The organism is Actinophytocola sp. (assembly GCF_036402745.1).
In the GTDB taxonomy this organism is placed as follows: Bacteria; Actinomycetota; Actinomycetes; order Mycobacteriales; family Pseudonocardiaceae; genus Actinophytocola.
On sequence record NZ_DASWSJ010000006.1, the window covers coordinates 1 to 23,532 of the forward strand.

General features: G+C 72.8%; 26 protein-coding genes. 17 read left to right on the top strand and 9 right to left on the bottom strand.

What is annotated here, in order from left to right; genetic code table 11:
• From VGD70_RS00485 to VGD70_RS00515, 7 genes are all read left to right on the top strand, one after another.
• The coding region (locus tag VGD70_RS00485) for an ArsR/SmtB family transcription factor (protein ID WP_331076929.1) at positions 1–357 on the top strand (357 nt) is incomplete at its 5' end.
• On the top strand, positions 354–1,106 hold the full coding sequence (locus VGD70_RS00490; RefSeq protein WP_331076931.1) for a DUF4440 domain-containing protein: 753 nt from the start codon (positions 354–356) through the stop codon (positions 1,104–1,106). The genes VGD70_RS00485 and VGD70_RS00490, both read left to right, overlap by 4 nt.
• A gap of 2 nt (positions 1,107–1,108) precedes the next feature.
• Positions 1,109–1,780 (top strand): VOC family protein, encoded by a 672-nt coding sequence (locus VGD70_RS00495; protein ID WP_331076933.1) that lies wholly within the window; start codon positions 1,109–1,111, stop codon positions 1,778–1,780.
• A gap of 49 nt (positions 1,781–1,829) precedes the next feature.
• On the top strand, positions 1,830–2,747 hold the full coding sequence (locus VGD70_RS00500; RefSeq protein WP_331076935.1) for an ATP-binding cassette domain-containing protein: 918 nt from the start codon (positions 1,830–1,832) through the stop codon (positions 2,745–2,747).
• A gap of 100 nt (positions 2,748–2,847) precedes the next feature.
• Positions 2,848–4,056, top strand: coding sequence for an ABC transporter permease (locus VGD70_RS00505; RefSeq protein WP_331076937.1), 1,209 nt, complete (start codon positions 2,848–2,850; stop codon positions 4,054–4,056).
• A 101-nt stretch (positions 4,057–4,157) separates the two neighbouring features.
• Positions 4,158–4,805, top strand: coding sequence for a response regulator (locus tag VGD70_RS00510; RefSeq protein WP_291414582.1), 648 nt, complete (start codon positions 4,158–4,160; stop codon positions 4,803–4,805).
• A 208-nt stretch (positions 4,806–5,013) separates the two neighbouring features.
• Positions 5,014–6,006, top strand: coding sequence for a zinc-binding dehydrogenase (locus VGD70_RS00515; protein WP_331076941.1), 993 nt, complete (start codon positions 5,014–5,016; stop codon positions 6,004–6,006).
• Positions 6,007–6,307: 301 nt separating this feature from the next.
• Here the strand turns inward: VGD70_RS00515 and rpmG are convergent, their stop codons facing one another.
• Together rpmG and VGD70_RS00525 are read right to left on the bottom strand one after the other, a co-directional pair.
• Positions 6,308–6,472, bottom strand: coding sequence for a 50S ribosomal protein L33 (rpmG, locus tag VGD70_RS00520; protein ID WP_331076943.1), 165 nt, complete (start codon positions 6,470–6,472; stop codon positions 6,308–6,310).
• Between the two features lie 70 nt (positions 6,473–6,542).
• Positions 6,543–6,863, bottom strand: coding sequence for an antibiotic biosynthesis monooxygenase family protein (locus tag VGD70_RS00525; RefSeq protein WP_331076945.1), 321 nt, complete (start codon positions 6,861–6,863; stop codon positions 6,543–6,545).
• A 49-nt stretch (positions 6,864–6,912) separates the two neighbouring features.
• On the opposite strand from VGD70_RS00525, the gene VGD70_RS00530 reads away from it, so the two are divergent.
• Positions 6,913–7,347, top strand: coding sequence for a MarR family winged helix-turn-helix transcriptional regulator (locus VGD70_RS00530; protein WP_331076947.1), 435 nt, complete (start codon positions 6,913–6,915; stop codon positions 7,345–7,347).
• On the opposite strand, the gene VGD70_RS00535 is transcribed toward VGD70_RS00530, so the two are convergent.
• Positions 7,335–7,988, bottom strand: a complete 654-nt coding sequence (locus tag VGD70_RS00535) for a histidine phosphatase family protein (RefSeq protein ID WP_331076949.1) — start codon at positions 7,986–7,988, stop codon at positions 7,335–7,337. The two genes, VGD70_RS00530 and VGD70_RS00535, sit on opposite strands and share 13 nt — an antisense overlap.
• Positions 7,989–8,052: 64 nt before the next feature.
• On the opposite strand from VGD70_RS00535, the gene VGD70_RS00540 reads away from it, so the two are divergent.
• The 6 genes from VGD70_RS00540 (at position 8,053) to VGD70_RS00565 (ending at position 14,598) form a co-directional block, all read left to right on the top strand.
• Positions 8,053–8,370, top strand: a complete 318-nt coding sequence (locus VGD70_RS00540; RefSeq protein ID WP_331076951.1) for an EthD family reductase — start codon at positions 8,053–8,055, stop codon at positions 8,368–8,370.
• The gene (locus VGD70_RS00545) at positions 8,367–9,212 is read left to right on the top strand and encodes a 3-hydroxyacyl-CoA dehydrogenase family protein (protein ID WP_331076953.1); all 846 of its coding nucleotides are present in this window, start codon (positions 8,367–8,369) and stop codon (positions 9,210–9,212) included. The genes VGD70_RS00540 and VGD70_RS00545 overlap by 4 nt, the downstream gene beginning before the upstream one ends.
• A 10-nt stretch (positions 9,213–9,222) precedes the next feature.
• Positions 9,223–10,395, top strand: a complete 1,173-nt coding sequence (locus tag VGD70_RS00550) for a GNAT family N-acetyltransferase (protein ID WP_331076955.1) — start codon at positions 9,223–9,225, stop codon at positions 10,393–10,395.
• A 297-nt stretch (positions 10,396–10,692) separates the two neighbouring features.
• Entirely contained in the window at positions 10,693–11,382 is a 690-nt protein-coding gene (locus tag VGD70_RS00555) for a response regulator transcription factor (RefSeq protein WP_331076957.1), read from the top strand.
• A 26-nt stretch (positions 11,383–11,408) separates the two neighbouring features.
• Positions 11,409–12,767, top strand: a complete 1,359-nt coding sequence (locus VGD70_RS00560) for a HAMP domain-containing sensor histidine kinase (protein ID WP_331076975.1) — start codon at positions 11,409–11,411, stop codon at positions 12,765–12,767.
• 64 nt (positions 12,768–12,831) lie between these two features.
• Positions 12,832–14,598 carry a trypsin-like peptidase domain-containing protein gene (locus VGD70_RS00565; protein ID WP_414637864.1) on the top strand — a complete coding sequence of 589 codons (1,767 nt, stop codon included), beginning with the start codon at positions 12,832–12,834 and terminating at the stop codon, positions 14,596–14,598.
• A 182-nt stretch (positions 14,599–14,780) separates the two neighbouring features.
• Here the strand turns inward: VGD70_RS00565 and VGD70_RS00570 are convergent, their stop codons facing one another.
• The 5 genes from VGD70_RS00570 to VGD70_RS00590 are packed head-to-tail and all read right to left on the bottom strand — an operon-like array spanning position 14,781 to position 18,292.
• The gene (locus VGD70_RS00570; RefSeq protein WP_331076959.1) at positions 14,781–15,206 is read right to left on the bottom strand and encodes a hypothetical protein; all 426 of its coding nucleotides are present in this window, start codon (positions 15,204–15,206) and stop codon (positions 14,781–14,783) included.
• On the bottom strand, positions 15,206–16,348 hold the full coding sequence (locus VGD70_RS00575; protein ID WP_331076961.1) for a molybdopterin-dependent oxidoreductase: 1,143 nt from the start codon (positions 16,346–16,348) through the stop codon (positions 15,206–15,208). The genes VGD70_RS00570 and VGD70_RS00575 overlap by 1 nt, the downstream gene beginning before the upstream one ends.
• A complete protein-coding gene (locus tag VGD70_RS00580) occupies positions 16,345–16,968 on the bottom strand; it encodes a class I SAM-dependent methyltransferase (RefSeq protein ID WP_331076963.1) in 624 nt (207 codons plus the stop codon). Before VGD70_RS00580 ends, VGD70_RS00575 begins: the two co-directional genes overlap by 4 nt.
• Positions 16,965–17,645 (bottom strand): TIGR04282 family arsenosugar biosynthesis glycosyltransferase, encoded by a 681-nt coding sequence (locus VGD70_RS00585; protein WP_331076965.1) that lies wholly within the window; start codon positions 17,643–17,645, stop codon positions 16,965–16,967. Before VGD70_RS00585 ends, VGD70_RS00580 begins: the two co-directional genes overlap by 4 nt.
• Positions 17,642–18,292 (bottom strand): glycosyltransferase family 2 protein, encoded by a 651-nt coding sequence (locus VGD70_RS00590; RefSeq protein ID WP_331076966.1) that lies wholly within the window; start codon positions 18,290–18,292, stop codon positions 17,642–17,644. The genes VGD70_RS00585 and VGD70_RS00590 overlap by 4 nt, the downstream gene beginning before the upstream one ends.
• A 262-nt stretch (positions 18,293–18,554) precedes the next feature.
• Here VGD70_RS00590 and VGD70_RS00595 point away from each other — a divergent pair, with 262 nt between their 5' ends.
• The 3 genes from VGD70_RS00595 to VGD70_RS00605 all read left to right on the top strand — a co-directional run bounded on the left by VGD70_RS00595 (position 18,555) and on the right by VGD70_RS00605 (position 21,740).
• On the top strand, positions 18,555–19,841 hold the full coding sequence (locus tag VGD70_RS00595) for a hypothetical protein (RefSeq protein WP_414637865.1): 1,287 nt from the start codon (positions 18,555–18,557) through the stop codon (positions 19,839–19,841).
• Between the two features lie 5 nt (positions 19,842–19,846).
• Positions 19,847–20,545, top strand: coding sequence for a response regulator transcription factor (locus VGD70_RS00600; protein ID WP_331076971.1), 699 nt, complete (start codon positions 19,847–19,849; stop codon positions 20,543–20,545).
• Between the two features lie 145 nt (positions 20,546–20,690).
• Positions 20,691–21,740 carry a HAMP domain-containing sensor histidine kinase gene (locus VGD70_RS00605; protein WP_331076978.1) on the top strand — a complete coding sequence of 350 codons (1,050 nt, stop codon included), beginning with the start codon at positions 20,691–20,693 and terminating at the stop codon, positions 21,738–21,740.
• A 143-nt stretch (positions 21,741–21,883) separates the two neighbouring features.
• On the opposite strand, the gene VGD70_RS00610 is transcribed toward VGD70_RS00605, so the two are convergent.
• Positions 21,884–23,532 (bottom strand): GH25 family lysozyme (locus VGD70_RS00610; protein WP_331076973.1); only part of this gene is annotated, 1,649 nt, incomplete at its 5' end.

Below are 23,532 nucleotides of genomic sequence, written 5' to 3' on the forward strand. Positions count from 1 at the left end.
GCGCGGCGGCGGGTCGTCGACGTGTTGCGGCTCGGGCCCAGGCGGGCGGGGGAGCTCGCCACCTCCGTCGCCATGTCGGGGCCTGCCTTGAGTCGGCATCTGCGGGTGTTGCGGGGCACCGGGCTCGTCGAGGCGACCGGGCTCGCGGAGGACGCGCGCGTGCGTGTCTACCGCCTGCGGGCTGAGCCGTTCACCGCGCTGCGCGCCTGGCTCGACCAGGTCGAGGCGTTCTGGGCTGACCAACTCGGGTCGTTCGCCGAGCACGTGAGCGAGCACGCAGCCGAGCAGGCAGCCAGGCAGGCAGTCGGGCACGTGACGGAGCACGTTGGCGAGCACGGGAACGAGGCGCGCGAATGACTGACGAGGCCCACGTGAGCGTCGAGGTCGGGATCGAGCCCGCCGTCGCCTTCGACGTCTTCACGCGCGAGACCGGCGCCTGGTGGCGCAAGGACCGCGCCCTCTGGGGCACCGGCGGGCCGATCCGGTTCGAGCCCGGCGTGGGCGGCCGCGTCCTCGACGCCGACGAGGAAGTGGGGCGGGTCAAGGTCTGGGAACCCGGCCCCCGCCTCGTCTTCAGCTACGGCGGCGAGCACACCGGCGCCGAGCAGACCGAGGTCGAGGTGCGGTTCGAGGCCGTCGACACCGGCACCCGGGTCGTCCTGCGGCACTACGGGTGGGCCGCGCCCGACCCGGGCCACTGGCAGCGCGTCCTCGCCGGGTTCGCGCGGCACTCGCTCGAGCACGCCCTGCTCGGCCGGCTCGGCGAGTTCCTCGACGCCATCGGCGCGGGGGACGTGGCCTTCTTCGAGCGCAACCTCACCGACGACGCCATGCTGATCTTCCCCGGCGCGGGCAACACGTACACGAAAGAACAGTGCGTCGCCGCGATGGGGGACCATCCGTCCTACATCAAGTACGACCTCTCCGACCCGAAGATCGTCCACATCGGAGAGTCCACCGCGGTACTCACCCACCACGCCACCGTGATGCACACCGCGGACGAGCGACCACGGTCCATTGTGGTCTCCACCGTCCTGGTCCAGGAGGGCGGCGTCTGGCGGATGGCGCTGCACCAGTGGACCCCCGCAGACAACCGAACGGAGTGACGATGCTCGGCTACTACGCCGTCCACGCCCCGGACACCGCCCGCGCGAAGGACTTCTACCACGCCGTCCTCGGCTGGACCTACGCGTCCGACAACGACTACCACCACATCGAGGGCTCCTCCCCGGCCGGCGGCATCGCCACGGGCGAGGCGGGCATCGAGCCGTGGTTCGTCGTCCGCGACATCCATGCGGCGACAGCCAAGGCGCGGGAGCTCGGCGGCACGGCCGAGGAGCCCGAGAAGTCCAACTCCGGCTGGGGCGCGCATGTCGAGGACGGCCACGGCGGCACGCTGGCGATCTGGCAGCCCGCGGACGGCCACACCGACGACAACCCCAAGTGCGCCGTCGGCGACCTCTTCTACTTCGTCCAGCCCGTGGCCAACGACGACGCGCGGGCATTCCACACGACGCTGCTGGGCTGGGAGCTCACCCCGGGCACCCACGAGGGCGGCTACAACATCGTCGACATCGCGCCCCCGGGCGGCCTGTTCGTGAGCAAGGCCGGCCCCACCGACGTCTACTTCCGGGTCGCCGACGTCGACGCCGCCGCCGAGCGGATCCGCGCGGCCGGCGGGACCGCCGGGCCCACCCAGCCCAACCAGGTCGGCCAGCACGCGGCCTGCCGGGACGACCAGGGAGTCTCCTTCAGTATCGGTTCGCTGCGCGAGAGTTGAACCCACTAGGGTTTCCCCCGACGGCGTTGCGTGCGGGGGAGGACCGACAGTGGGTGACGGGCGGCTGGAGATCGATGGCATCTCCAAGCGGTACGGCGACGTGGTCGCCTTGCGGGAGACCACGTTCGACGTCCGGGCGGGGGAGCTGTTCGGCTTCGTCGGCAGCAACGGCGCCGGCAAGACCACGACGATGCGGATCGCGCTGGGGGTGCTAGCCGCCGACGCCGGGGAGGTCCGCTTCGACGGCGAGCGGGTCACTCTCGACACCCGGCGCCGCATCGGCTACATGCCCGAGGAGCGCGGCCTCTACCCGAAGATGAAGGTGGGCGAGCAGCTCGTCTACCTCGCCCGGCTGCACGGCCTGTCCACCGCGGCGGCCAGAAAGTCCATGGAGGACTGGACGGAGCGGCTGGGGGTGGCCACCCGTCGCGAGGACGAGGTGCAGAAGCTCAGCCTGGGCAACCAGCAGCGCGTCCAGCTCGCCGCCGCCCTCATCCACGACCCCAGCATCCTCGTGCTCGACGAGCCGTTCTCCGGCCTCGACCCGATCGCGGTCGAGGTGATGAGCAAGGTGTTGCTGGACAAGGCGTCCGCGGACATCCCGGTCGTCTTCTCCAGTCACCAGCTCGAGCTCGTGGAGCGGCTCTGCCACCGGGTCGGCATCATCCGAAGTGGACACATGGTGGCCGTCGGCACGGTCGACGAGCTGCGCTCCGGCGGCGCGGTCGAGATGGTCGTCGAGGCCCCGAACGCCCGCGAGGGCTGGGCGGCCGGGCTCACCGGCGTGACCGTGCGCGGCCACGAGGGCGGCCGCACGGTCCTCGAGCTCGGCGACGGCGCGGACGACCAGGAGGTGCTGCGGGCGGCGCTCGCCACCGGCCCGGTGACCGAGTTCCGCCGCCGCCGGCCCTCCCTCACCGAGCTCTACCGCACCGTCGTCACGCACGAGGAGGAGGCGGCGGCATGAGCGAGCTTGCGAGCGAATCATTGATACAGAGCGAGCTTGCGAGCGAGTCGATGTCACAGGGCGGCCGCGAGCGGCTCGGTCGAGCCTGCGAGGGGGAGTCGTGAGTGAGCAGCCGAATGTCCAGTTGGGAGCGTGGCAGGCGGTCAGCCTGGTGGCCGGCCGCGAGATCAACACCAAGCTGCGCTCCAAGGCGTTCATCATCACCACCGTCGCCACCCTGGTGCTGCTGATCGGCTTCTCCCTGGTGATGAAGTTCGTCGGCGGCGGCTCGGACGCCACGGTCGGCTTCACCCAGCAGAACGCCGTGCTCGCCGCGCCGCTCAAGGCGGCCGCGAGCGCCATCGGCGAGAACATCGACACCAAGACCGTGTCCGACGAGCGGGCCGGCCGCGGCCAGGTGGTCGACGGCTCGCTCGACGCGCTGGTGGTCGGCGACGGCCGGACCGTCCGCGTCGTGGTCAAGAAGGACCTGCCGGACAACCTGCGCAACGCGCTCAACGTGCTCGCGAGCCAGGTCGCGCTCAACCAGCAGATCACCGCGCTCGGCGGCGACCCGGCGCAGGTGGCCCAGGCCGTGGCGAACGCGAAGGTCCAGGTCGAGCCGATCGAGCAGCCGTTCCCCTACGACGGCCAGCAGCTCGTCCTCGGCATCATCGCCGGCATCCTGATCTACATGTCGCTGCTGCTCAACGGGCAGATGGTGGCCCAGGGCGTGGTCGAGGAGAAGTCCAGCCGGGTGGTCGAGCTGCTGCTGTCGACGATCCGGCCGTGGCAGCTCATGGCGGGCAAGGTGCTCGGCATCGGCCTGGTCGGGCTGGTGCAGATGGTGGTGATCGGCGGCCTCGGCATAGCCGCGGCGCTCGCGTTCGACGTGCTGACGATCTCGGTCACCGCCGCGGTCGGCACGGTCGTCTGGCTCGTGGTCTGGTACCTGCTCGGCTTCCTCATGTACTCGCTGGTGTTCGCCGGGCTCGGGGCGCTCGTGTCCCGCCAGGAGGACGTCGGCGGCGTGATCTCGCCCGCGCTGATGTTCGTCGTCGTCGGCTACGTGATCGGCATCTCGGTGCTGCCGTCCGATCCGGACAACGCCTTCGTCGGGATCCTGTCGATCATCCCGGTGTTCGCGCCGACGCTGATGCCGATCCGGCTGGCGATGGGCGGCGTGCCGGTGTGGGAGCAGGTCGTGTCCGTCGGCCTGGTCGTGGCGCTGATCCCGGCGCTGGTCTGGCTCGCCGGGCGGATCTACGCGAACGCGGTGATGCGCAGCGGTGCGCGGGTCAAGCTGAAGGACGCGCTTCGCGCGGTGTGACCTGGTCACTGGCTGCGACCGGGTAGGATCTCTCGGTGGTAGTGCATCAAGCCGCCGCGTCGGAAAGCCGCGCATGACCGCCCACTGTCGGGGAGGCGTTCGTGATCAAGGTGCTTCTCGCGGACGACGAAGATCTCGTCCGCTCAGGACTCCGCACAATACTGACCAGCGCAGGTGACATCGAGGTCGTCGCCGAGTGCGACGACGGGCTGTACGTGGCCGACCTGGCCAGACAGCACCGTCCACACGTCGTGCTGCTCGACATCAGGATGCGCTCGGCCGACGGCATCGTCGCGCTCCGCAGGCTGCGCAGCCTGCCCGAGCCGCCCGTCGTCGCCATGCTCACCACGTTCGACGTCGACGAGTACGTCCAGGAGGCGCTGCGGATCGGCGCGAGTGGCTTCCTGCTCAAGGACACCGAGCCGGCAGTGCTGGTCAAGGCCGTGCGCGACCTCGCCCGCGGCGGGGCCGTGCTCGACCCGAAGGTCGCCGCGCGGGTGCTGTCCGCGGTCGCGGACGGTGAGCGGGCGGCCGAACCCGCGCGCCGGCTGCTGGCGTCGCTGTCCGATCGGGAGCGTGAGGTCGTCGCGCTGATCGGGCAGGGAATGTCCAATGCGGAGATCGGCAGCGCGCTGCACCTGTCCGAGGCCACGGTCAAGGGCTACGTGTCCGCGGTGCTGGGCAAGATCGGCGCGGTCAACCGGGTGCAGGCGGCGCTGGTGGCCTACCGCGGCGGCCTGATCGCCTGACCGTCCTCTTCGGAGAGCGAGGCTCGCCCGGCGCGAGCCGGGTCGCCGACGCCCGTGCTGTTCGGCACCGCCGGGCACGTCGCTGCACGTCGGCGTCCTCGTGGCGGTCCACGGCGACGGCAGCATCGAGTCGACAGCCGGCCAACGTCTACGCCGTGGTCGCGCCCACGCTTGACCTCTAGTTATCTGGAGGTCCCACGATGGGCGCATGAGAGCTGTTCAGGTAGTGGAGTTCGGTGGGCCGGAGGTGCTCGTGCCGGGGGACGTGCCGCCGCCGGCGGCGGGCCCGGGGGAGGTCGTGGTCGAGGTCGCCGTCGCGGACGTGCTGTTCCTCGACACGCAGCTCCGCACCGGCTGGGGTCGCGAGTGGTTCCCGATGGCGCTGCCGTATGTGCCGGGCAACGGGGTCGGCGGCACCGTGACCGAGGTCGGGCCGGGGGTCGACGCCGGGTGGGTCGGGCGGCAGGTGATCGCGCGGGTCGGGCGGCACGTCAACGGCGTCCAGGTGCCCGTGGGCGGGTACGCCGAGCGCGCGGCCGCGCCGGTCGGCGAGCTGATCGAGGTGCCCGACGGGCTGGGGCTGCCCGAGGCGATCACGTTCCTGCACGACGGTGCGACGGCCCTGCACCTGCTCGACCGCGCGTCGATCGCGGAGGGGGAGTGGGTGCTGGTCAACGCCGCGGGCGGGAGCCTCGGGGCGTTCCTCGTGCCGCTGGCCAAGGCCGCGGGCGCGCAGGTCGTCGGCGCCGCGCGGGGCGAGTCGAAGCTGGCGCTGGTCCGCGAGTGGGGCGCCGACGCGGCGGTCGACTACAGCGAGCCGGGCTGGGTCGACCGGGTGCGCGCCGTCGCCGAGGGCGTGGACGTGGTGTTCGACGGCGCGGGCGGCGCGCGGGGCCGCGACGCGTTCGAGCTCGCGCGGCCGGGCGCCCGGTTCCTGGCCTACGGTGCCGCGTCGGGCGACTTCGTCCAGGTGGGCCCGGACGAGGCCCGGCGGCGGGAGGTCCGGCTCATCGGGATGGCCGACCTCGGCAACGACGCCGACAAGAACCACCGCAACCTGCGGCGCCTGCTGGCCGACGCGGCGGCGGGGAAGGTGCGGCCGTTCGTTGGGCAGACGTTCCCGCTGGAGCGGGCCGGCGAGGCGCACGCGGCGATAGAGGAGCGGCGCACGGTCGGCAAGACGGTGCTGTTGGTGAAGTGACGGCCTCCGGCCCCCGATATCCAGCGTACTGAGCCGCACCGACAGTTCCCGGCGATGTGGCCGGGACTTGTGGACAACCGGCCGTGAGTCGGCCTCCGGCCCCCCGGAATCCAGCCTAGCGGCGGACTCCGACCGTTTTGGGCGCCTCCGGGCGTGCCTGTGGACAACCGCCGCGGTGTGGATCGAGTGGCCCGCGCGAGGCGTGGACCAGCCAAAACTGTCGGTGCTGCTCGGTAGAATGGATACCGGGGGCCGGAGGCCAAGCCTCTATGTGACCAGGCGCCTTACCAGCTCGGCGTTGTCAGCGTTCCTCGCGGAACTCGACGTGTCGCCGCGCCACCGGGTCGAACTTCCGCAACACCAGGCGATCCGGGTCGCTGCGCCGGTTCTTGCGGGTGACGTACGTGTAGCCGGTGCCGGCCGTCGACCGGATCTTCACGACCGGTCGGATCTCGTTGCGTGCCATCAGGTTCGCTGTCCCTTCGCGTGCTGCTCGCGCACGTTCCAACCGGCAACGGTTGCCAATAATTCCCAGGTCAGCGGTTGTGCGTCGAGCTCACGCGGTACAGCACCGGCACGGCGTCGGCCATCGCGGTCGCCGCGGACATGTGTTCGCGGCACTCGGGGTCGGCGAGCATCGCCTGGAAGGCTGCCTCCGACTCCCACTGCGCGTAGTTCGCGACGTGCCCCCCGTCGAGGCTCGCGTGCAGGTTCGCCGACACGAAGCCGGGCCGGTGGCGCATGACCTCCTCGGTCGCCCGGTCGAGCAGGTCGAGCAACTCCTGCTGGCGCTCGGGCGCCACGGTGAACACGTTGATCAGGGTGACGACGTCGGCGCCGGTGGTGATCTCGGTCATCGGATCCTCCTCATGTCAGGTTCCTGACATTATGTGTAAGGTTCCTGACATGAGTCAAGTGGGCACCGAGCAGCGGGTCGGCTACTTGGTCAAACGTGCCCAGCAGGCGTTGCGCCAGGCGTGCGACGAGGAGCTGCGAGCGGTCGGCGTCTCCATGTCGCAGTACGCGGTGCTGCGCGCGCTCGCCGACCACCCGGGCGCGTCGTCGGCCGGGCTGGCCCGCCTGTGCTTCGTCACCCGCCAGTCGCTGCAGGACGTGCTGCGCGGGCTGCGCGCGGCCGACCTCGTCACCGTCGCCGAGCGTGCCGAGACCGGCCGCGCCCGGCCCGTCTCGCTCACCCGGACCGGCCGGACCCGGCTGCGCGCCGCCCACCTGGTCGTCCTCGCGGTCGAGGAGCGCATGCTGGCCGGCGTCGACCGCGAACGGCTCGCCGGCCTGCTGACCCGCTGCGCCACCAACCTCGACGACCGTCAGGTGGACTGACTCTGCGTCGTGCCGTCCGGCGAGTCGCGCCACTGGTCGAACGGGCGGTCGAGGTGCCAGCGGCCGCCGTCGTGCTCGAGCAGGCGGTACGCGCAGTGCTCGGGGTTGGACAGCGACTCGAACAGGTCGATGCTCCACGCGAACATCCGCCGGCACAGCAGCCGCATCGCCAGCCCGTGCGACACGACCAGCACGGTGGACGGGTGCGTCGGGTCCTTCCCGATACGCAGCTCCAGCTCGTTGAGGAAGCTCGCCACCCGGTCGTCGACGTCGGCACCCGACTCGCCGTGCTGGAGGCGGTAGAAGAAGTGGCCGAACTCGTGCCGCTTGCGCTTCTGGACCTCCTGCTCGAGCGGGTCCTGCAGGTTGCCCCAGTCCTGCTCGCGCAGCCGCGGCTCGGGCACCGTCCGGTCCAGCAGGTCGTTGACGTCGAGCAGCGCGAGCGTCCGCACCGCGCGCACGTACGGGCTGACGTAGGCGGCGGCGTGCCCGGTGAGCAGGTCACGAATGGACTGGCCGGCCTTGCGGGCCTGGACCTCGCCCCGTGGCGTGAGCGGCAGCGCGTGGTCGGGCGTGCGCGTGTACGCCAGCTCGTCGATGTTGCCCAGGCTCTCGGCATGCCGCAGCAGGATGATCCGCACGACGCTATCGTGCCCGCTCGCGGGCCATTACAGTTTCAGCGCCGACCGACATGAGGAGCGTCACATGATCAAGTACCTCGCGCTGTACAAGCAGCCGGCTGATCCCGAGGCGTTCGACAAGGCCTACTTCGAGTCGCACAAGCCGCTGATCGACAAGGTGCCCGGGCTCATCCGCCAGGAGATCGCCAAGGTCGCGCGCGTGTTCGTGCCCGGGATGCTCGGTGACGTGCAGCCGTACCTGATCGCCGAGCTCTACTTCGAGTCCAAGGACGCCATGAAGACCGCGTTCGCGTCGCCCGAGTGGCAGGCCTCGGGCGCCAACCTCACCGAGATCGGCGGCATGGAGCTCGTGTCGATGTTCTCCGCCGAGGTGGTCGAGTGACCGCTCCGGTCACCGCCGCGGTGGTCGGCGGCGGCACGATGGGCGCCGGCATCGCGCACGTGCTGCTGGCGGCCGGCAGCCGGGTGACCGTGGCCGAGGCGACCGCGGAACGCGCCAGCGCGGCGCGCGAGGCCGTCGCGGCGTCGCTGCGCAAGGCGCAGGACCGGGGCAAGCTGGCGCGGACCGCCGACGAACTGCTCGCTCATCTGTCCATTGTGGACACACTGGCGAGCCTGCCGCCGGGTGCGGAGCTGGTTGTCGAGGCGGTGCCCGAGGACGTCGGCCTCAAGCGCCGGATCCTCGGCGAGGCGGCCGCCACCTGCCAGAAGGCCGTACTCGCGTCCAACACGTCGTCGCTGTCGATCACCGCGCTCGCCGAGGGGCTGCCCGGCGAGCGGGTCGTCGGCATGCACTTCTTCAACCCGGTGCCCGTGCAGGCGCTCGTCGAGCTCGTCACCCACGAGGGCCTGGCGGCGGACACGCTCGCCACCGTTCGCGGCTATGCGGAGGCGCTCGGCAAGACCGTGATCGTGGTGCGCGACTCGCCCGGGTTCGCCACCTCGCGGCTCGGCGTCGCGGTCGGCCTCGAGGCGATCCGCATGGTCGAGGAGGACGTCGCGTCGCCCGAGGACATCGACACCGGCATGCGGCTGGGCTACGGCTGGCCGATGGGGCCGCTGCGGCTCACCGACCTCGTCGGCCTCGACGTGCGGCTCTCGATCGCCGAGCACCTTGCGCGCGAGCTCGGCCCCCGGTTCACCCCGCCGGACCTGCTGCGAGAGAAGGTGGCGCGCGGCGAGCTGGGTCGCAAGACCGGCCAGGGTTTCTTCGATTGGTCTTAAGGGGACAGACGTGATCGTTCGGCCGCACCGGACCGAGGACGACGAGGACATCTACCGCCTCGCACGCCTGGCGTTCGGCGGACCGCGCGAGCCGGAGCCGGCCAACCTGTGGTCGCACCGGCCCACCGGCTGGCACGGGCTCGTCGCCGAGGACGAGGGCCGGCTCGTGGGCTGCCTGAAGGTGCGTGACTACGCCCAGTTCTTCGGCGGCTCGGCGGTGTCGATGGGCGGGATCGCCTCGGTGGCCGTCGGCCCGCACGCCCGCGGCCACGGCGTCGCGACCGCGCTGCTCGACGCGATCCTGCCGGTGATGCGCGAGCGCGGTCAGGTGATCTCGGCGCTGTACCCGTCGGTGCCGCCGCTCTACCGCGGCCGCGGCTGGGAGCAGACCGGCGACTACCAGCGGGTGCGGCTGCGGCCGGAGCTGTTCGCGCTGCTGCCCAAGCCCGCCGAGCGGCTGGTGCTCAAGCGTGCGGGGTCCGCGGACCTGCCCGCGCTGCACGACGCCTACCTGGCCTTCGCGTCCACAGTGGACGGCATGCTGGACCGCTCTACCGCGGCGTTCGAGCTGGAGCGCGTGCTGGAGGTGGACATCGTCGATATCGCGCCCGGCCCGGCCGGCACGGTGCGCGGCTACCTCACCGCCGACCGGCCCGAGGGCGAGAAGCTGATCACCTACGACCTCGTCGCGCTGGACCGCGACACCGCGCTCGGGCTGCTGGCGAACCTGGGGCGCTGGGCGGGGATCATGACGGAGATCTCGCTGCGGATCGTCGACCCGGCGTGGTGGCAGCTGCTGATGACGATGCCCGTGCTGCACGACGTGGTGAACCACCCGTGGATGCTGCGCGTGGTCGACCTGCCCGCCGCGGTCGCGGCCCGCGGCTGGCCGGCGGCGCGGTACGTGTCGGGCGCGGTCGACCTCGAGATCGTCGACGAGCACGCGCCGTGGCAGGCCGGGCTGTTCCGGCTGGTCGCCGAGGGCGGGAAGGTCGTCTGCGAGCCCGGCGGCAGCGGCGCGGTCCGGCTGCCGGCCCGGGCGCTGGGCCCGTGGTACGCGGGCTCAGCGGACACGGCGATGCTGCACCGCGCCGGCCTCCTGGACGGCGACCGGACCGCGGCCCGCCTGCTGGACCTGCTGACCGGCGCCCCCCATCCGGTCCGCATGGCCGACTCGTTCTGACCCCGCGCCGCGCTCCGCGCTGCCGTCCCGACGCCGGTCGAGTTATCCACACCGCGCCGACTTGTCCACATGTTGATCTTGAACTCCCACCTCGCCGGCCCCCACCGGTAGACTGGATCACGGGGTGCCCCCGGAGTGGGCGGGGGCTGCCGTCGTGCGGGCGCACGCGCGCGAGCGAAATCGTGACGTCGGTGGTTCGCAGGTCAGGGTGGGTGTGGGCGGTTCAGCCGGTTCGTCGGGTGTGGTCGGCGCCACGCTTCTCAGGCGCGTCTCAGCAGCGGGGGTAACACTGACCGCATGCGCATCCTCGTTGTCGACGACGACCGGGCCGTTCGCGAGTCGCTGCGGCGCTCGTTGCAGTTCAACGGCTACCAGGTTGATCTGGCCAACGACGGGCAGCAGGCCATCGACTCGATCGCCGGTGCCCGTCCAGACGCGATGGTCCTCGACGTGATGATGCCCCGGGTCGACGGCCTCGAGGTGTGCCGCCGCCTGCGCGGCACCGGGGACGACCTGCCCATCCTCGTGCTCACCGCCCGCGACACCGTGTCCGACCGGGTCGCGGGCCTCGACGCCGGCGCCGACGACTACCTCCCCAAGCCCTTCGCCCTCGAGGAGCTCCTCGCCCGGCTGCGTGCCCTCCTGCGCCGCCGCAGCTTCGACGTCACCGGCCCCGCGCCGCAGACGCTCAGCTTCGCCGGCCTCGAGCTCGACCCCGGCACCCGCGAGGTCCGCCGCGGCGAGCGCCCCATCAGCCTCACCCGCACCGAGTTCGCGCTCCTCGAGCTGCTGCTCGCCCACCCCAAGCAGGTCCTCACCCGCAGCCGCATCCTCGAGGAGGTCTGGGGCTACGACTTCCCCACCTCGGGCAACGCGCTCGAGGTCTACGTCGGCTACCTGCGCCGCAAGACGGAGGCCGACGGCGAGCTGCGGCTCATCCACACCGTGCGCGGCATCGGCTACGTCCTGCGGGAGACGCCTCCGTGATCCTCACCGTCGGCGGGCGCCGGCGCATGTCGCTGCGCGCCCGGGTGACGTGGCTCGCCGCCAGCTGTGTCGCCGGCGCGGTCGCGCTCGTCTCGCTCGGCGCCTATTTCACCGTCCGCCAGAACCTCTACGACCAGGTCGACGCCACCCTGATCCAGAAGGCCAACAACGCGGCCAGCTCCACGATCTCCGCCGAGGTCCAGGGCCAGTCCGTGCCGGCCGCGTTCCTCACGCTCACCGACATCCAGTTCGCGCTCATCGACAGCTCCGGCACGCCCGTCGTCAGCGTCACCAACCACCTGCCGCCGATCGGCCGTGACGAGATCAACGTCGCCGCCGGCAAGGACGCCGACAACATCCGCACCGACGCGCGCACCGACACCCGGGTGTTCTCGCTCGCCTACCGCGGTGGCGCGCTCGTGCTCGCCCAGTCGCTGCAGCCGACCAAGGCCCAGCTCGCCGACCTGTCGCTGGTGCTGCTGCTGATCGGCGGCGCGGGCGTGCTCGTCGCGGCCATCGCCGGCACCGCGGTCGCGCGCACGGGGCTGCGGCCGGTGCAGCGGCTCACCAGGGCCACCGAGCGGGTCGCGCGGACCGGCGACCTGCGGCCGATCATCGTCGAGGGCGACGACGAGCTCGTCCGCCTGTCGCACAGCTTCAACCAGATGCTGTCGGCGGTCTCCTACGCCCAGGACCGGCAGCGCCAGCTCGTCGCCGACGCCGGGCACGAGCTGCGCACCCCGCTGACCTCCTTGCGCACCAACCTCGAGCTCCTGCTCTCCGCCGAGGCCCCCGACGCACCCCGACTGTCCGATGAGGACAGAGTCGAGATCCACGACGACCTGCGTGCCCAGCTCGACGAGCTGACCCAGCTGATCGGCGACCTGGTCGAGCTCGCGCGCGAGGACGCGCCGCAGCTCACCCGCGAGCGCGTGGACATGGTCGAGATCGTCGAGCAGGCTCTGGCCCGCGCCCGCCGGCGCGCGGGTGACGTGAAGTTCGAGGTCGACCTGCAACCGTGGTACCTGCTCGGCGAGCCGGCGCCGCTCGAGCGGGCCGTGCTGAACCTGCTGGACAACGCGGTGAAGTTCAGCCCGCCGGGCGGGACCGTGCGGGTGGACCTGCGCCCGGCCGGGCACGGGTACGCGTTCCTGCAGGTCGCCGACGCCGGGCCGGGTATCAACGACGCCGACCTGCCGTACGTGTTCGACCGGTTCTACCGCTCCGACGAGGCACGGACGCTGCCCGGTTCGGGGCTGGGCCTCGCGATCGTGAAGAGCGCGGCGCAGCGGCACGGCGGCGCGGTGTACGCGGGCCGGTCGGCCGACGGCGGCGCACTGATGGCGGTGCGGCTGCCGGGCACGCAGGACACCTCGTTGGGCTGAACTCATCGGGTCCCCATAGGTTGGTCTCAGGACGTTCTCAGGACCGGGGCGCAAGGTGGACAACATGACCGAGGACAACCGGGAACCGACCCCCGAGGATGCGGCCTGGCAGGCCGAGCAGACCCCCGAGCGGCCGGCGTGGTCAGACACCACCCCGGCAGAGCCCGCCGGTCCGGCGGAGCCCACCGCGCCGGGGGCGCCCGCCGGCCCGGCGGAGCCCGAGGCCCCAACCGGCTACGAGGCCCCGCCCGGCTACGAGGCTCCGCCCGGCTACGAGCGCCCGCCCGGCTACGCCCAGCCCACGACGCCCGCGGTCCCGGCCGGACCAGCTGCGGCCGACCCGGCGCGACCCGGTGATCCGCCCGCGCCTGCGGGGTTCGGCAATGTGGCTGGTCAGGGGATGCCGGCCAGGTCGGGCGATACCGCGACTTTTGGCGGCCCGGCCGCGGCCGGGTCCGGTGAGCCGGCTGGGTCCGTGCCTGGCGCTTCGGGTGCGCCGGGGATGCCGGCCAGGCCGGGCGACCCGGCCGCGTTCGGTGAGCCCGGAACGCCGGCCGGCCAAGGAGCGCCCGGGGAGCGCGTCCTCTACGGCTCGGCCTTCGCCGGTCAAGCCGGTCACCAAGCGGCGGGTCACCAAGCCGGTCAGCAGGCCGGGGGACACCCGGGCGGGTTGGGCGCGCCGCCGCAGTCGGGTGGGTATCCGGCGATGGGTCCGCCGATCGGGCCGTTGCCCACCGGGCCGCAGCGGGTGCCGGAGCCGCGCAAGGGGCACGGCCCGCTGATCACCGGCCTCACCGTGCTCGCGCTGCTCGTCGGCGGGGGCGCGGGGGCCGCGGGCGGCTACCTCGTCGCCGAGAACACCCAGGCCAGCGGGCCGGTCGCCAACGCGTTGGACCAGTCCAAGCCGGCCAAACAGACGTCCGCCGCCCAGTCGGGGTCGGTTGAGGCGGTGGCCGAAAAGGTGCTGCCGAGCGTGGTGCAGTTGCAGGTGCGGGGTCAGTCCTCGGCAGGGGAGGGCTCTGGCTTCGTGATCAGCTCTGACGGGCTGATCGTCACCAACAACCACGTCGTCGAGGCCGCCGCGAAGAGCGGCGAGATCGTCGCCGTGTTCCACGACGGCAGCACCGCCCCCGCCCAGATCGTCGGCCGCGACCCGCAGTCGGACGTGGCGGTCGTGCGTGCGCAGGGTAAGACCGGGCTCCCGATCGTGGACCTCGGAAGGTCCGATGATCTCCGGGTCGGCCAGGCCCTGGTGGCCATCGGGTCGCCGTTCGAGCTGTCCGGCACGGTCACCTCCGGCATCGTGTCGTCGCTGCACCGGCCCACCCGGGCGGGCGGCCAGGACGGCTCGCAGGCCACGGTGATGGACGCGATCCAGACCGACGCCGCGATCAACCCCGGCAACTCCGGTGGGCCGCTGGTGAATATGCAGGGCCAGGTGATCGGGATCAACTCGGCCATCTACAACCCGAACAGCGGCGGCTCGGTCGGCATCGGTTTCGCGATCCCCATCGACCAGGCACGACGCACGGCCGACGAGATCGTCAAGACCGGCAAGGCGACCCAGACCATCCTCGGCGTCTCGGTGCGCGACAACAACCAGGGCGGCGCCCTGATCGTGGACGTCACGCCGAACGGCCCGGCCGCGAAGGCCGGCCTCAAGAACGGCGACGTCGTCACCAAGCTCAATGATCGGAAGATCGATACGTCGGATGCCTTGGTCGCAGCCGTCCGTTCGTACGCACCTGGGGACAAGGTTCGGCTTGAGTTGAGCAACGGTTCGCGCACGGTTGAGACGACACTTGCAGGACAGACGGTAAAAACTGAATGATTAGCGGGGGCAAACCCCCACCCGGACGCTCGGCCCCAGGAATGGGGCCGAGACCAAACCCCGGCTCGATGCCCCCGAGCCGGAAGAGCTCCGAAGGGGCTCTGAGAACGGCGCCGCACGCGGACGGTTAACCCCTCGCTCGCCCGCGTGCGGCGTCCGTTTGTCCCGGGGCCCGACCAAACTTACGTTTTTTGACCACTACGCGCGCGTGAGAGCTTGAGCTGGCGCGCCGTTCCGCTCACCAGCACTCCCAGCCACACCACGGCCAGGGCCAGCGACAGGCCCAGCACGTAGTTCGCGTCGTGCAGGCCCGGGTTCGTCGCCACGCCGAACGGGTGCCACAGCAGCGGCACGGCCAGCAGCGTCAGCACCCCGCTCAGCACGGCCCCCACCGCCACCGGCACGCGCCACGCCACCGGCACGAACCGCGCCAGCGCCAACCCGGCCAGCCCCACCACCGGCGCCACCAGCGCGTCGTGTACCACCGGGCCGCCGACCAGCCAGAACGCCACCTGCACGGCGTTGTGTGCGCCGGCGAAGTCCCACGCCAGCCACGCGCCCCACGCCAGCGCCGCCAGGCCGGCCGCGGCGAACACGAAACGCAGCATCACAGCACCTCCAGCCGGGTGACCCACTTCGTCTGCAGCACCCCGGGCCGGCTCGGCGCGATCAGCCGGCACGGGAACCCGTGGTCCAGCGCCAACGGCGACCCGTTCAGCCGCAGCGCCAGCAGCGTCAGCGGATCCGCCGAGTGCGTCCCCGGCAGCGTGCTCGCCGCGTACGCACCCCGCTCCTCCAGCGACGACACCCGCACCCGCGAACCCGGCGACCCACCGGCCAGCCGCAGCAGGTCCGCCACCGGCACCCCGCTCCACGACGCCGACTGGCTCCACCCCTCCACACACGCGATCGGCAGGGCCACGGTCTTCTGTGGCAGCGCCTCCAGCTCCGCCAGCGAGAGCTCCCGCGTCCCACCCGGCGTCACCACCGACAGCCGCCACCCCGCGTCGATCCGCGACACGCGGGCCGCGCGCGCCGTGCGGTTCACCGGCAGCCCCTGCGGCCCCCGGTCCGACCGCCACGACAGCGGCGAGACCTCACGCAGCAACGGAACCGTCGCCCCCGCGGTCGCCACCACCGCGACACCCGCGGTGAGCCACGTGTTCCGCAAGAAGGCCCGCCGCGACAGCACTCCGCCCGCCGGCACTCCGCCCGTCGGCGCTCGGCCTGCCGGCGCCTCGGCCGGCTCGCCGTTCAGCCTGGCCAGCGCCCGCCGGATGATCGGCAGCTTCACCGCGACGTGCACGAGGATCGACCCGATCGCGATCCACGCCACCGTGTAGTGCGCGGCCGGGAACGAGAAGCCCCACACGTAGTTCTGCGCGGTGTTGAAGATCCCGGTGGCCAGCTCGAAGAACGCGGCCCCGGACAGCACGAGGATCGACCCGCGCTCGAGCGCGTGCGGCAGCGAGCGCACCAGCGGCCGGTCGAACAGCTTCGGGTAGACGCTCCACAGCTTGGCCAGCAGCAACGGGATCGCCGCGATGCCGGACAGCACGTGCACCCCCTGCGTGACCCGGTAGAGGTTCACCGGCGCCGACGGCCAGTAGAACCAGGCCGGCCCGCGCTGGATGAAATGGCTCAGCAGCCCCGTGACGAAGCAGAGCGCGAACGCGATCCCGAGCCAGAGCCCGACCCGCGCTGTCACCCGCTCGTCGTGCGCCGCGCCGCGAAACACCGGCAGCCTCACGACCCCACCTCCGCGAACCAGCGGCCGCCGGCCTCGCGCACCCAGCGGGTCGCCATCCCGGCCTCCGCGGCGACGTCGTCGACGGCGTCCGCGCCCAGCCACGCCCACGCGAACCAGCGGCCGCCGCCCTCCGCGTCGGTGGCCACCCGCACCGGGCCGTGCCGCAGGCCGCCGCCCGGCGGGTCCAGCTCGACCAGCGCGCTGCCGTCGCCCCGCAGCAGCGTCCGCACCCGGCGCAGCAGCCGAACCGGGTCGCCGCCGATGCCGATGTTGCCGTCGGCCAGGATCGCGTGCCGCCAGCGGCCCTCGCCGGGCTGGCGCTCGAACACGTCCCGCCGGACCGCCACCGCGCCCGCCGCCCGGGCGAGCCGCACCGCCACCGGCGACACGTCGGTTCCCATCGCGCGGACACCCCGCTCGAGCAGCGCGGCGGTGAGCCGGCCCGGCCCGCAGCCGATGTCGAGCGTCGGACCCGTGCAGTGCCGCAGCAGCACCTCGTCCCCCGGCTCCGGCACGGACCGCCAGCGCTCGGTCGGCAACGTGATCCGCTCGCCGGTCGCCAGCTCCAGCCAGCACTGCCGCCCCAGCAGCCCGGGCGCGAACTCGTCGGTCGTGATCATCGGACCGCCTCCGCCGGGCGGAGCTCCTCGACGGCGCGGCCGAACCGGCTCTCCGGCGCCAGCGCGGCCACCCGCAGCGCGTCTGCCATCGTGTCCACATCGGACAGCGTCGCCAGCGGGCGCACCCGCAGGCCGCGGCGGCGCAGCGCGGACAACGTCCGCAGGCCGGTGTCCGAGCGGGACATCGGCACCGCGCGCAGTGCCTCGGCGTCCGCCGGCGCGCGCAGGCCCAGGCCCCACCAGCCGCCGTCCTCGGCCGGGCCGAGCACCGCGTCCGTGCCGTCCGCCCGCAGCCGCGCCACCGCGCCGGTCAGCATCGGAGGCCGCAGCTGCGGCGTGTCCATGCCGATCTGGAACACCGGCACGCCGGGGAACAGCGACCCGACGGACCGGTGCGCGTGCGCCAGCCGCCCGGCGAAGTCGGTGCCCTGCTGGGAAAACACCGTGCACGACGTCAGCGTGTCGGCCAGCTCGCCGGAGCGCTCCGCCGCCGCGAGCCGGCCGGTCAGCGCCACCACGGGGATCGTGTCCGGGGTCGCCAGCACGGCGTCGAGCGTGTCGAGCAGCGCGGCCGCGGCCAGCCGGGCGGCCCACTCGTCACCGATCACCCGGCCGAGCCGGGTCTTCGCGAGGCCGGCGACCGGCGCCTTGGCGACCACCAGCAGGCACGCGGTCATCGGAGCACCCCGGCCATGTCGCGCACGGCCCGCACGGTGCCGCGGACCGAGCCGGACACCTTCGACTTGGTGCCGAGCGCCCGCGGCCGGTAGGCGACGTCGAGCTCGACGACCCGCCAGCGCGCGTCGGCCGCGCGCAGCAGCAGCTCCAGCGGGTAGCCGAACGCCCGGTCGCGCACGCCGAGGTCGAGCAGGTCGCGCCGGCGCACCGCGCGGGCCGGCGCGATGTCCGACACCGGCAGCCCGCGGCGACGCAGAATCGTTGCGAGCACACGGTTCCCGGCGCGCGCGTGCCACGGCCACACGCCGCGGGACACCGGTACCCGCCGGCCGACCGCGAGGTGCGCGCCGCCGCGCACCGCGGCGACGAGCGGCACCAGCTCGGCCGGGTCGAGCGAGCCGTCCGCGTCGAGGAAGCACACGATCTCCGACCGGGCGTGCTCGAGTCCGGTGTGGACAGCCGCGCCGTAGCCCTTTCTCGGCTCGTGCACGACCGTGGCACCGTGCGCGGCGGCGACTTCGGGGGAGCCGTCGGTCGATCCGTTGTCCACCACGATCGCGCGGTAGCCAGGGGGCAGGGCGGCCAGCACGCCGGGCAGGGCGGCGGCTTCGTCCAGGCAGGGGAGGACGACGTCAACAGGGTCCATGCCGAGGACGCTAGGTCCACGTCGGCAGCGCGGAAAGCCTTGTGCCGCTTACCAAAGTATGACGTCGAGGAAGTTCTTACGGAGTGCTGACGGATCCCGCCGCCGCCGCGCGGCCGGCGCTGGTGGGCCCTACCGTCCACCCGTGTCCACCGTCATCACCCGCCCGGACCCGGCGCCGCCAGCGCGCAGGTCCGGCATCCCCGCCGACGTCGTCGCGGGCGTCGCCGCGCTGCTGCTGGTGCTGGTCGCGCTCGTGGTCGGCATGCTCACCGGCGCGCGGCTCTACGGCAGCGCCCAGTTCCCGCACGCGTCCGCGAGCTTCGGCGAGTACCCGATCCTCGGGCACCTCTCGCCGCACGTCGGGCCGGGCACGGTGCTGGCCGTGCTGGTGGCGGTGGCCGCCGTGGCGTGGGGGCCGGCGCTGGCCGAGCGGCTGCGCTGGCGGGTCGCGCTGGCCGGCGCGTACCTGCTGTCGGTGTCGTGGATCCTCGCGCTGGCGCTTGTGGACGGTTGGTACGTCGGCGTGGTGCGCCGGCTTGCCACCCGTGACGAATATCTGCACGAGGTACCAGGCATCACCGACATCCCGACAATGCTGCGGACCTTCTCCGGCCGGATCCTGTCGCTGCAGCCGGACTCGTGGACCACGCACGTGTCTGGTCATCCGCCGGGCGCGACGCTGGTGTTCGTGTGGCTGGACCGGGTCGGGCTGTCCGGCCCGATCGCCGCCGCGGTGTTCTGCGTGCTGGTGGCCGGTCTCGCCGCCGTCGCGGTGCCGGTGACCGTGGCCGCGCTGGGCCGCCGCGACCTGGCCCGCGCCGCGCTCCCGTTCGTCGCGCTGCTGCCCGGGGCCGTGTGGATGGGCGTGTCGGCGGACGCGATGTTCGCCGGGGTCGTCGCGGTGGGGATCGCGGCGCTGGCCGTTGGTGCCGTTCGACTGACCGCCGGCCGATCCGGGGGCGGCGTGCTGTGTGCGGTGGCCGGCCTGGTGCTCGGGTTCGGGATCTTCCTGTCCTACGGGCTGCTGCTGATGGCGCCGGTCGCGCTGGCCGTGGTGCTGGTCAGCCGGTGTTGGAGAGCACTGCTCTTCGCTGTGCCGGGTGCTCTCGTTGTGGTCGGGGTGTTCGCGCTGGCCGGGTTCTGGTGGCTGGACGGCTATCACCTGGTGGTGCGGCGGTACTACGAGGGGATCGCCGCGCACAGGCCGTACTGGTACTGGGTGTGGGCGAACCTGGCGTGTCTCGCGGTGGCCGTCGGTCCGGCAGCGGTCGCCGGGCTGCGCCGAACGGTTCCGCGGTTCCTGGACGGCCTGCCCGGCCGCGCGCCGCTGACGCCGGTGGTCGCGCTGGTGCGGGGCGCGGCGCTCGCGGTGCTGACCGCGGACCTTTCCGGACTGTCGAAGGCGGAGACCGAGCGCATTTGGCTACCGTTCGCGGTGTGGCTGGTGCTGGCCGCGGCGGCGCTCCCGAGGGCGTCGCGGCGGTGGTGGCTGGTCGCGCAGGCCGGGACCGCGCTGGCGGTCAACCATGTGTTGCTGACGAGTTGGTGATGTGGATGAGCGACGCGCCGTCGCGGGTGCTGGTGGTCGACGACGATCTGACGGTCCGGGACGTGGTGCGCCGGTACCTCGAACTGGCCGGGCATCAGGTCGCGCTGGCCGACAACGGTGAGGACGCGCTCGCGTGGATCGCCCGGCACGAGCCGGATCTGGTGGTGCTCGACCTGATGCTGCCGGGCATCGACGGTCTCGAGGTGTGCCGGCGGCTGCGGGCGACCAGCGCCGTGCCGGTGGTGATGCTCACCGCGCTCGGCGAGGAGGAGAACCGGATCGCGGGCCTGCAGCTCGGCGCCGACGACTACGTGACGAAGCCGTTCAGCCCGCGCGAGCTGGCGCTGCGGGTGTCGTCGGTGCTGCGCCGGTCCGGTGCCGCCACCTCGACCCCGGCCCCGGCCGCCCTCACCGACGGCGACCTGCGCCTGGACGTCGCCGCGCGCTCGGCGTTCCTCCGCGGCGCCGAGCTGTCCCTCACCACCCGCGAGTTCGACCTGCTGGTGTTCCTGCTGGCCAACCCCGGTGAGGCGTTCACCCGCTCGCAGCTGCTGGAACGCGTGTGGGGCTGGGACTTCGGCGACCAGTCCACTGTGACCGTCCACGTGCGACGGTTGCGCGAGAAGATCGAGCAGACACCGGCGAAGCCCACCCGCATCGCGACCGTGTGGGGAGTGGGGTACCGCTATGACCGCCGCGCCTGACCCCGCCGACGCCGCCGCGCTGTTGGGTGCCGCCGCGCCCGACCCCGGCCTCCGGCTGGCCGCCGCCGTGCCTGTCGCTGGCGTGCCGCCGGCCGCCGCCGGGCCCAACCCTGGCGTGTCGCCGGGCGCCGCGCAGGCCCCGGGGATGATCGACCCCGGCGAGTCCCTGGGCGACATGCTGACCCACGCCCTGCACATCCTGCCGGTGGCGCTGGCCCTGGTCCTGCCCGTCGTCGCGCTCGGCGCGGGCCTCCTCTACTGGGTCCGCCGCGGCTCCCTCACCACGACGATGACCGTCCTCGTCCTGGTGCCGATCCTCGCGATGATGACCGGCGTCCTCGGCGTCAGCGGCTTCATGTTCAACGCCACCCTCACGACGATGGCCCTCGTCTGCCTCCTGGTCGTCCTCGTCACGCTGCCGATCGCGCTGCTGCTGGGGCGCGCGATCGCGCGGCGCAGCGTGTGGGAGCGCGAGGCCCGCGAGCGCGAGCGGGCCGCGGAGGCGTCGCGGCGCGAGCTGGTGGCGTGGATCAGCCACGACCTGCGCACGCCGCTGGCCGGCATCCGCGCGATGGCCGAGGCCCTCGCGGACGGCGTGGTGTCCTCGCCGGAGGAGGTGGCCGGCTACGCCAACCGCATCGGCGGGGAGAGCAAGCGGCTGTCCGACATGGTCGACGACCTCTTCGAGCTGTCCCGGATCACCGCGGGCGCGTTGCAGCTGACCATGTCACAGGTGGCGCTGCAGGACGTGGTCAGCGACGTGCTGTCCGCGCAGGTGCCCGTGGCCCAGCGCAAGCGCGTCCGCGTCCTGGCCAGCGCGGCCACGGCGCCCGTGGTGCTCGGCAGCGACCCCGAGCTCGCACGCGTGGTGCGCAACCTCGTGTCCAACGCGATCCGGCACACCCCGCCCGACGGCACGGTGGCCGTGCAGCTCGGCGTCGACGGCGGCGACGCGGTGCTCGCCGTCGACGACGCCTGCGGTGGCATCCCCGTCGGCGAGCTGACCCGCGTGTTCGACGTCGCCTTCCGCGGGTCGGCGGCCCGGACGCCGAGCCCGACCGGCGAGAACCAGGTGGGCGGCGGGCTCGGCCTCGCGATCGCCAAGGGGCTCGTCGAGGCGCACCGGGGGCGGATCAACGCGCACAACCACGGGCCTGGTTGCCGCTTCGAGGTCCGCCTCCCGCTCGCCGTCTGAGTCCATCTCGCGCTCGCCGGAGCCCCATCCGCCCGTCGTCCAACGCGGCGCCTCGTAGCAGCGCCACAGCATTCACTACTGCTGACCGGCGACACGCCCGAAACGGGACAATCTCGCGGCGTGTCTCACCCGAAAGCGTGAACTTATGGGGCGAAGTACCCGGCCAGGTCCGCGATGAGGCCGACCGAGCCCGCGTTGTTGAACAGCCACACGTCCGCGTTCGGCCCGAGCGCCACCGACGCCAGGTTCGGCAGGACCTGCCCGCGAACCAGGTTCAGGTTGGACGCGGTCGGCCGGGTGGGCGTCGCGCTGGTCTTCGGGTACGCGGTCACGAACGTCGCGGTCGTCGGGGACACGCCGGTCAGGTTCAGCACCGCGCCGGTCGCGCCGGACGGGACCGGCCCGAGCATACCCAGCGGCACGGCCTGGCCGCCGCCGCCGACCGCGACCCAGCGCGCCGTGCTGTTGTTGCGGGTGTCGAGCAGGCGCATCGGCGAGATCGCGACGAACCGCGAGCCCGCGTCCGGCGCGTAGTAGCCGGCCAGGTCGGCGAGCAGGTTGACCGCGCCGGCGTTGTTGTACAGGTCGACCGACCGGTCCGCACCCAGCTGCACGGTGACGAGGTTCGACGTCGCGTTCGCGTTGGCCAGGTTCAGGTTCGACACGTTCGGCCGCGCCTGCCCGGTTGGCCACGCGGACACGTAGGTAGCGCGGGGCGCGCCGACGCCGGTGAGGTTCAGCGTCACGGCAGTCGCGGTCGTCGGCACCGCGGCCGACAGGTTCAGCGTGACCTTGCCACCACCGCCGACGGGGCCTGGGGCGCCGATGTTCCACCGCGTGTCGAGCACCCGCTCCGGCGAGCGCGCCGTGTTCAGGCCGGGCGCGTCGGTGGCGTACCAGCCGGCGAGGTCGGCGAGCAGGTGCGTGTTGCCGCCGTTGTTGTAGAGCTGGACCTTGCGGTCGGCGCCGACCTGGACCGTCACCAGGTTCGGCCGGGTGTCGCCGGCGACGAGGTTGAGGTTGGACGCGTTGGGCCGGGCCGCGCCGCTGGGCCACACGGTCACGAACGTCGCGGCGGACGCGATGCCGGTGACGTTCAGGACGGCGGCCGTCGCGGTGGCGGGCAGCCGGCCCGAGAGGTCGAGGGTGACGGCGGTGCGTGGGGCGAGCGGCGTGCGGCGGTTGACGCCGATCGCGTTGCGGGTGTCGAGCACGCGGACCGGCGCCGTGGCGGTGTAGCCGGAGGGGTCGGACGCCTTGGTCGCGAACGCGGCCAAGGCAGGCTCGCCGCCGCTGAACCAGTTGACGTCGGTCGACGCGCTGATGCCGGGGATCGTGGCCTGGCCGTACTGCCACATCGCCCAGTTCGACCAGCCCGCGGGCAGCGTCGGCGTGGCGGCGCCCGGGTGGGCGACCCAGAGCGGGTTGCCGCTGAACGCGGTGCTGCTGGCGGTGCAGTCGCGCCACCACGACGCCGCGGTGTAGATGATCGCGGGGACGCCGGTGCGGCGCTTGACCTCGTTCACGAAGTCGCGGATCCAGGCGACCATCTGCGCCGGGCTCATGTCGTAGCAGGCGTTCACGGTGGGACTGGTGTACGGGTTCCACTCGATGTCGAGCACCGGGTTGAGGGTCTTGCCGTCCGGGGCGTACTGCGCGCGGTCGAGGAAGTAGTCGGCCTGCACGAGGGCTGAGGAGTCGTTCGGGGTCCCGAAGTGGTAGGCGAACGTGTACATCCCGGCCGCGCGGGCGCCCGTGCGGTCACCGGCGAAGAAGGGGTTCGGGTAGTAGT

What these genes read in the sequence shown, in the direction of transcription:
- VGD70_RS00560 (WP_331076975.1), top strand. Translation starts at nt 11,409, where the DNA reads ATGTCGCTGCGCGCCCGGGTGACGTGGCTCGCCGCCAGCTGTGTCGCC.
- VGD70_RS00605 (WP_331076978.1), top strand. Translation starts at nt 20,691, where the DNA reads ATGATCGACCCCGGCGAGTCCCTGGGCGACATGCTGACCCACGCCCTG.
- VGD70_RS00515 (WP_331076941.1), top strand. Translation starts at nt 5,014, where the DNA reads ATGAGAGCTGTTCAGGTAGTGGAGTTCGGTGGGCCGGAGGTGCTCGTG.
- VGD70_RS00600 (WP_331076971.1), top strand. Translation starts at nt 19,847, where the DNA reads ATGAGCGACGCGCCGTCGCGGGTGCTGGTGGTCGACGACGATCTGACG.
- VGD70_RS00495 (WP_331076933.1), top strand. Translation starts at nt 1,109, where the DNA reads ATGCTCGGCTACTACGCCGTCCACGCCCCGGACACCGCCCGCGCGAAG.
- VGD70_RS00595 (WP_414637865.1), top strand. Translation starts at nt 18,555, where the DNA reads ATGCTCACCGGCGCGCGGCTCTACGGCAGCGCCCAGTTCCCGCACGCG.
- VGD70_RS00525 (WP_331076945.1), bottom strand. Translation starts at nt 6,863, where the DNA reads ATGACCGAGATCACCACCGGCGCCGACGTCGTCACCCTGATCAACGTG.
- VGD70_RS00530 (WP_331076947.1), top strand. Translation starts at nt 6,913, where the DNA reads ATGAGTCAAGTGGGCACCGAGCAGCGGGTCGGCTACTTGGTCAAACGT.
- VGD70_RS00570 (WP_331076959.1), bottom strand. Translation starts at nt 15,206, where the DNA reads ATGCTGCGTTTCGTGTTCGCCGCGGCCGGCCTGGCGGCGCTGGCGTGG.
- VGD70_RS00580 (WP_331076963.1), bottom strand. Translation starts at nt 16,968, where the DNA reads ATGATCACGACCGACGAGTTCGCGCCCGGGCTGCTGGGGCGGCAGTGC.
- VGD70_RS00490 (WP_331076931.1), top strand. Translation starts at nt 354, where the DNA reads ATGACTGACGAGGCCCACGTGAGCGTCGAGGTCGGGATCGAGCCCGCC.
- VGD70_RS00555 (WP_331076957.1), top strand. Translation starts at nt 10,693, where the DNA reads ATGCGCATCCTCGTTGTCGACGACGACCGGGCCGTTCGCGAGTCGCTG.
- VGD70_RS00540 (WP_331076951.1), top strand. Translation starts at nt 8,053, where the DNA reads ATGATCAAGTACCTCGCGCTGTACAAGCAGCCGGCTGATCCCGAGGCG.
- VGD70_RS00585 (WP_331076965.1), bottom strand. Translation starts at nt 17,645, where the DNA reads ATGACCGCGTGCCTGCTGGTGGTCGCCAAGGCGCCGGTCGCCGGCCTC.
- VGD70_RS00590 (WP_331076966.1), bottom strand. Translation starts at nt 18,292, where the DNA reads ATGGACCCTGTTGACGTCGTCCTCCCCTGCCTGGACGAAGCCGCCGCC.
- rpmG (WP_331076943.1), bottom strand. Translation starts at nt 6,472, where the DNA reads ATGGCACGCAACGAGATCCGACCGGTCGTGAAGATCCGGTCGACGGCC.
- VGD70_RS00565 (WP_414637864.1), top strand. Translation starts at nt 12,832, where the DNA reads ATGACCGAGGACAACCGGGAACCGACCCCCGAGGATGCGGCCTGGCAG.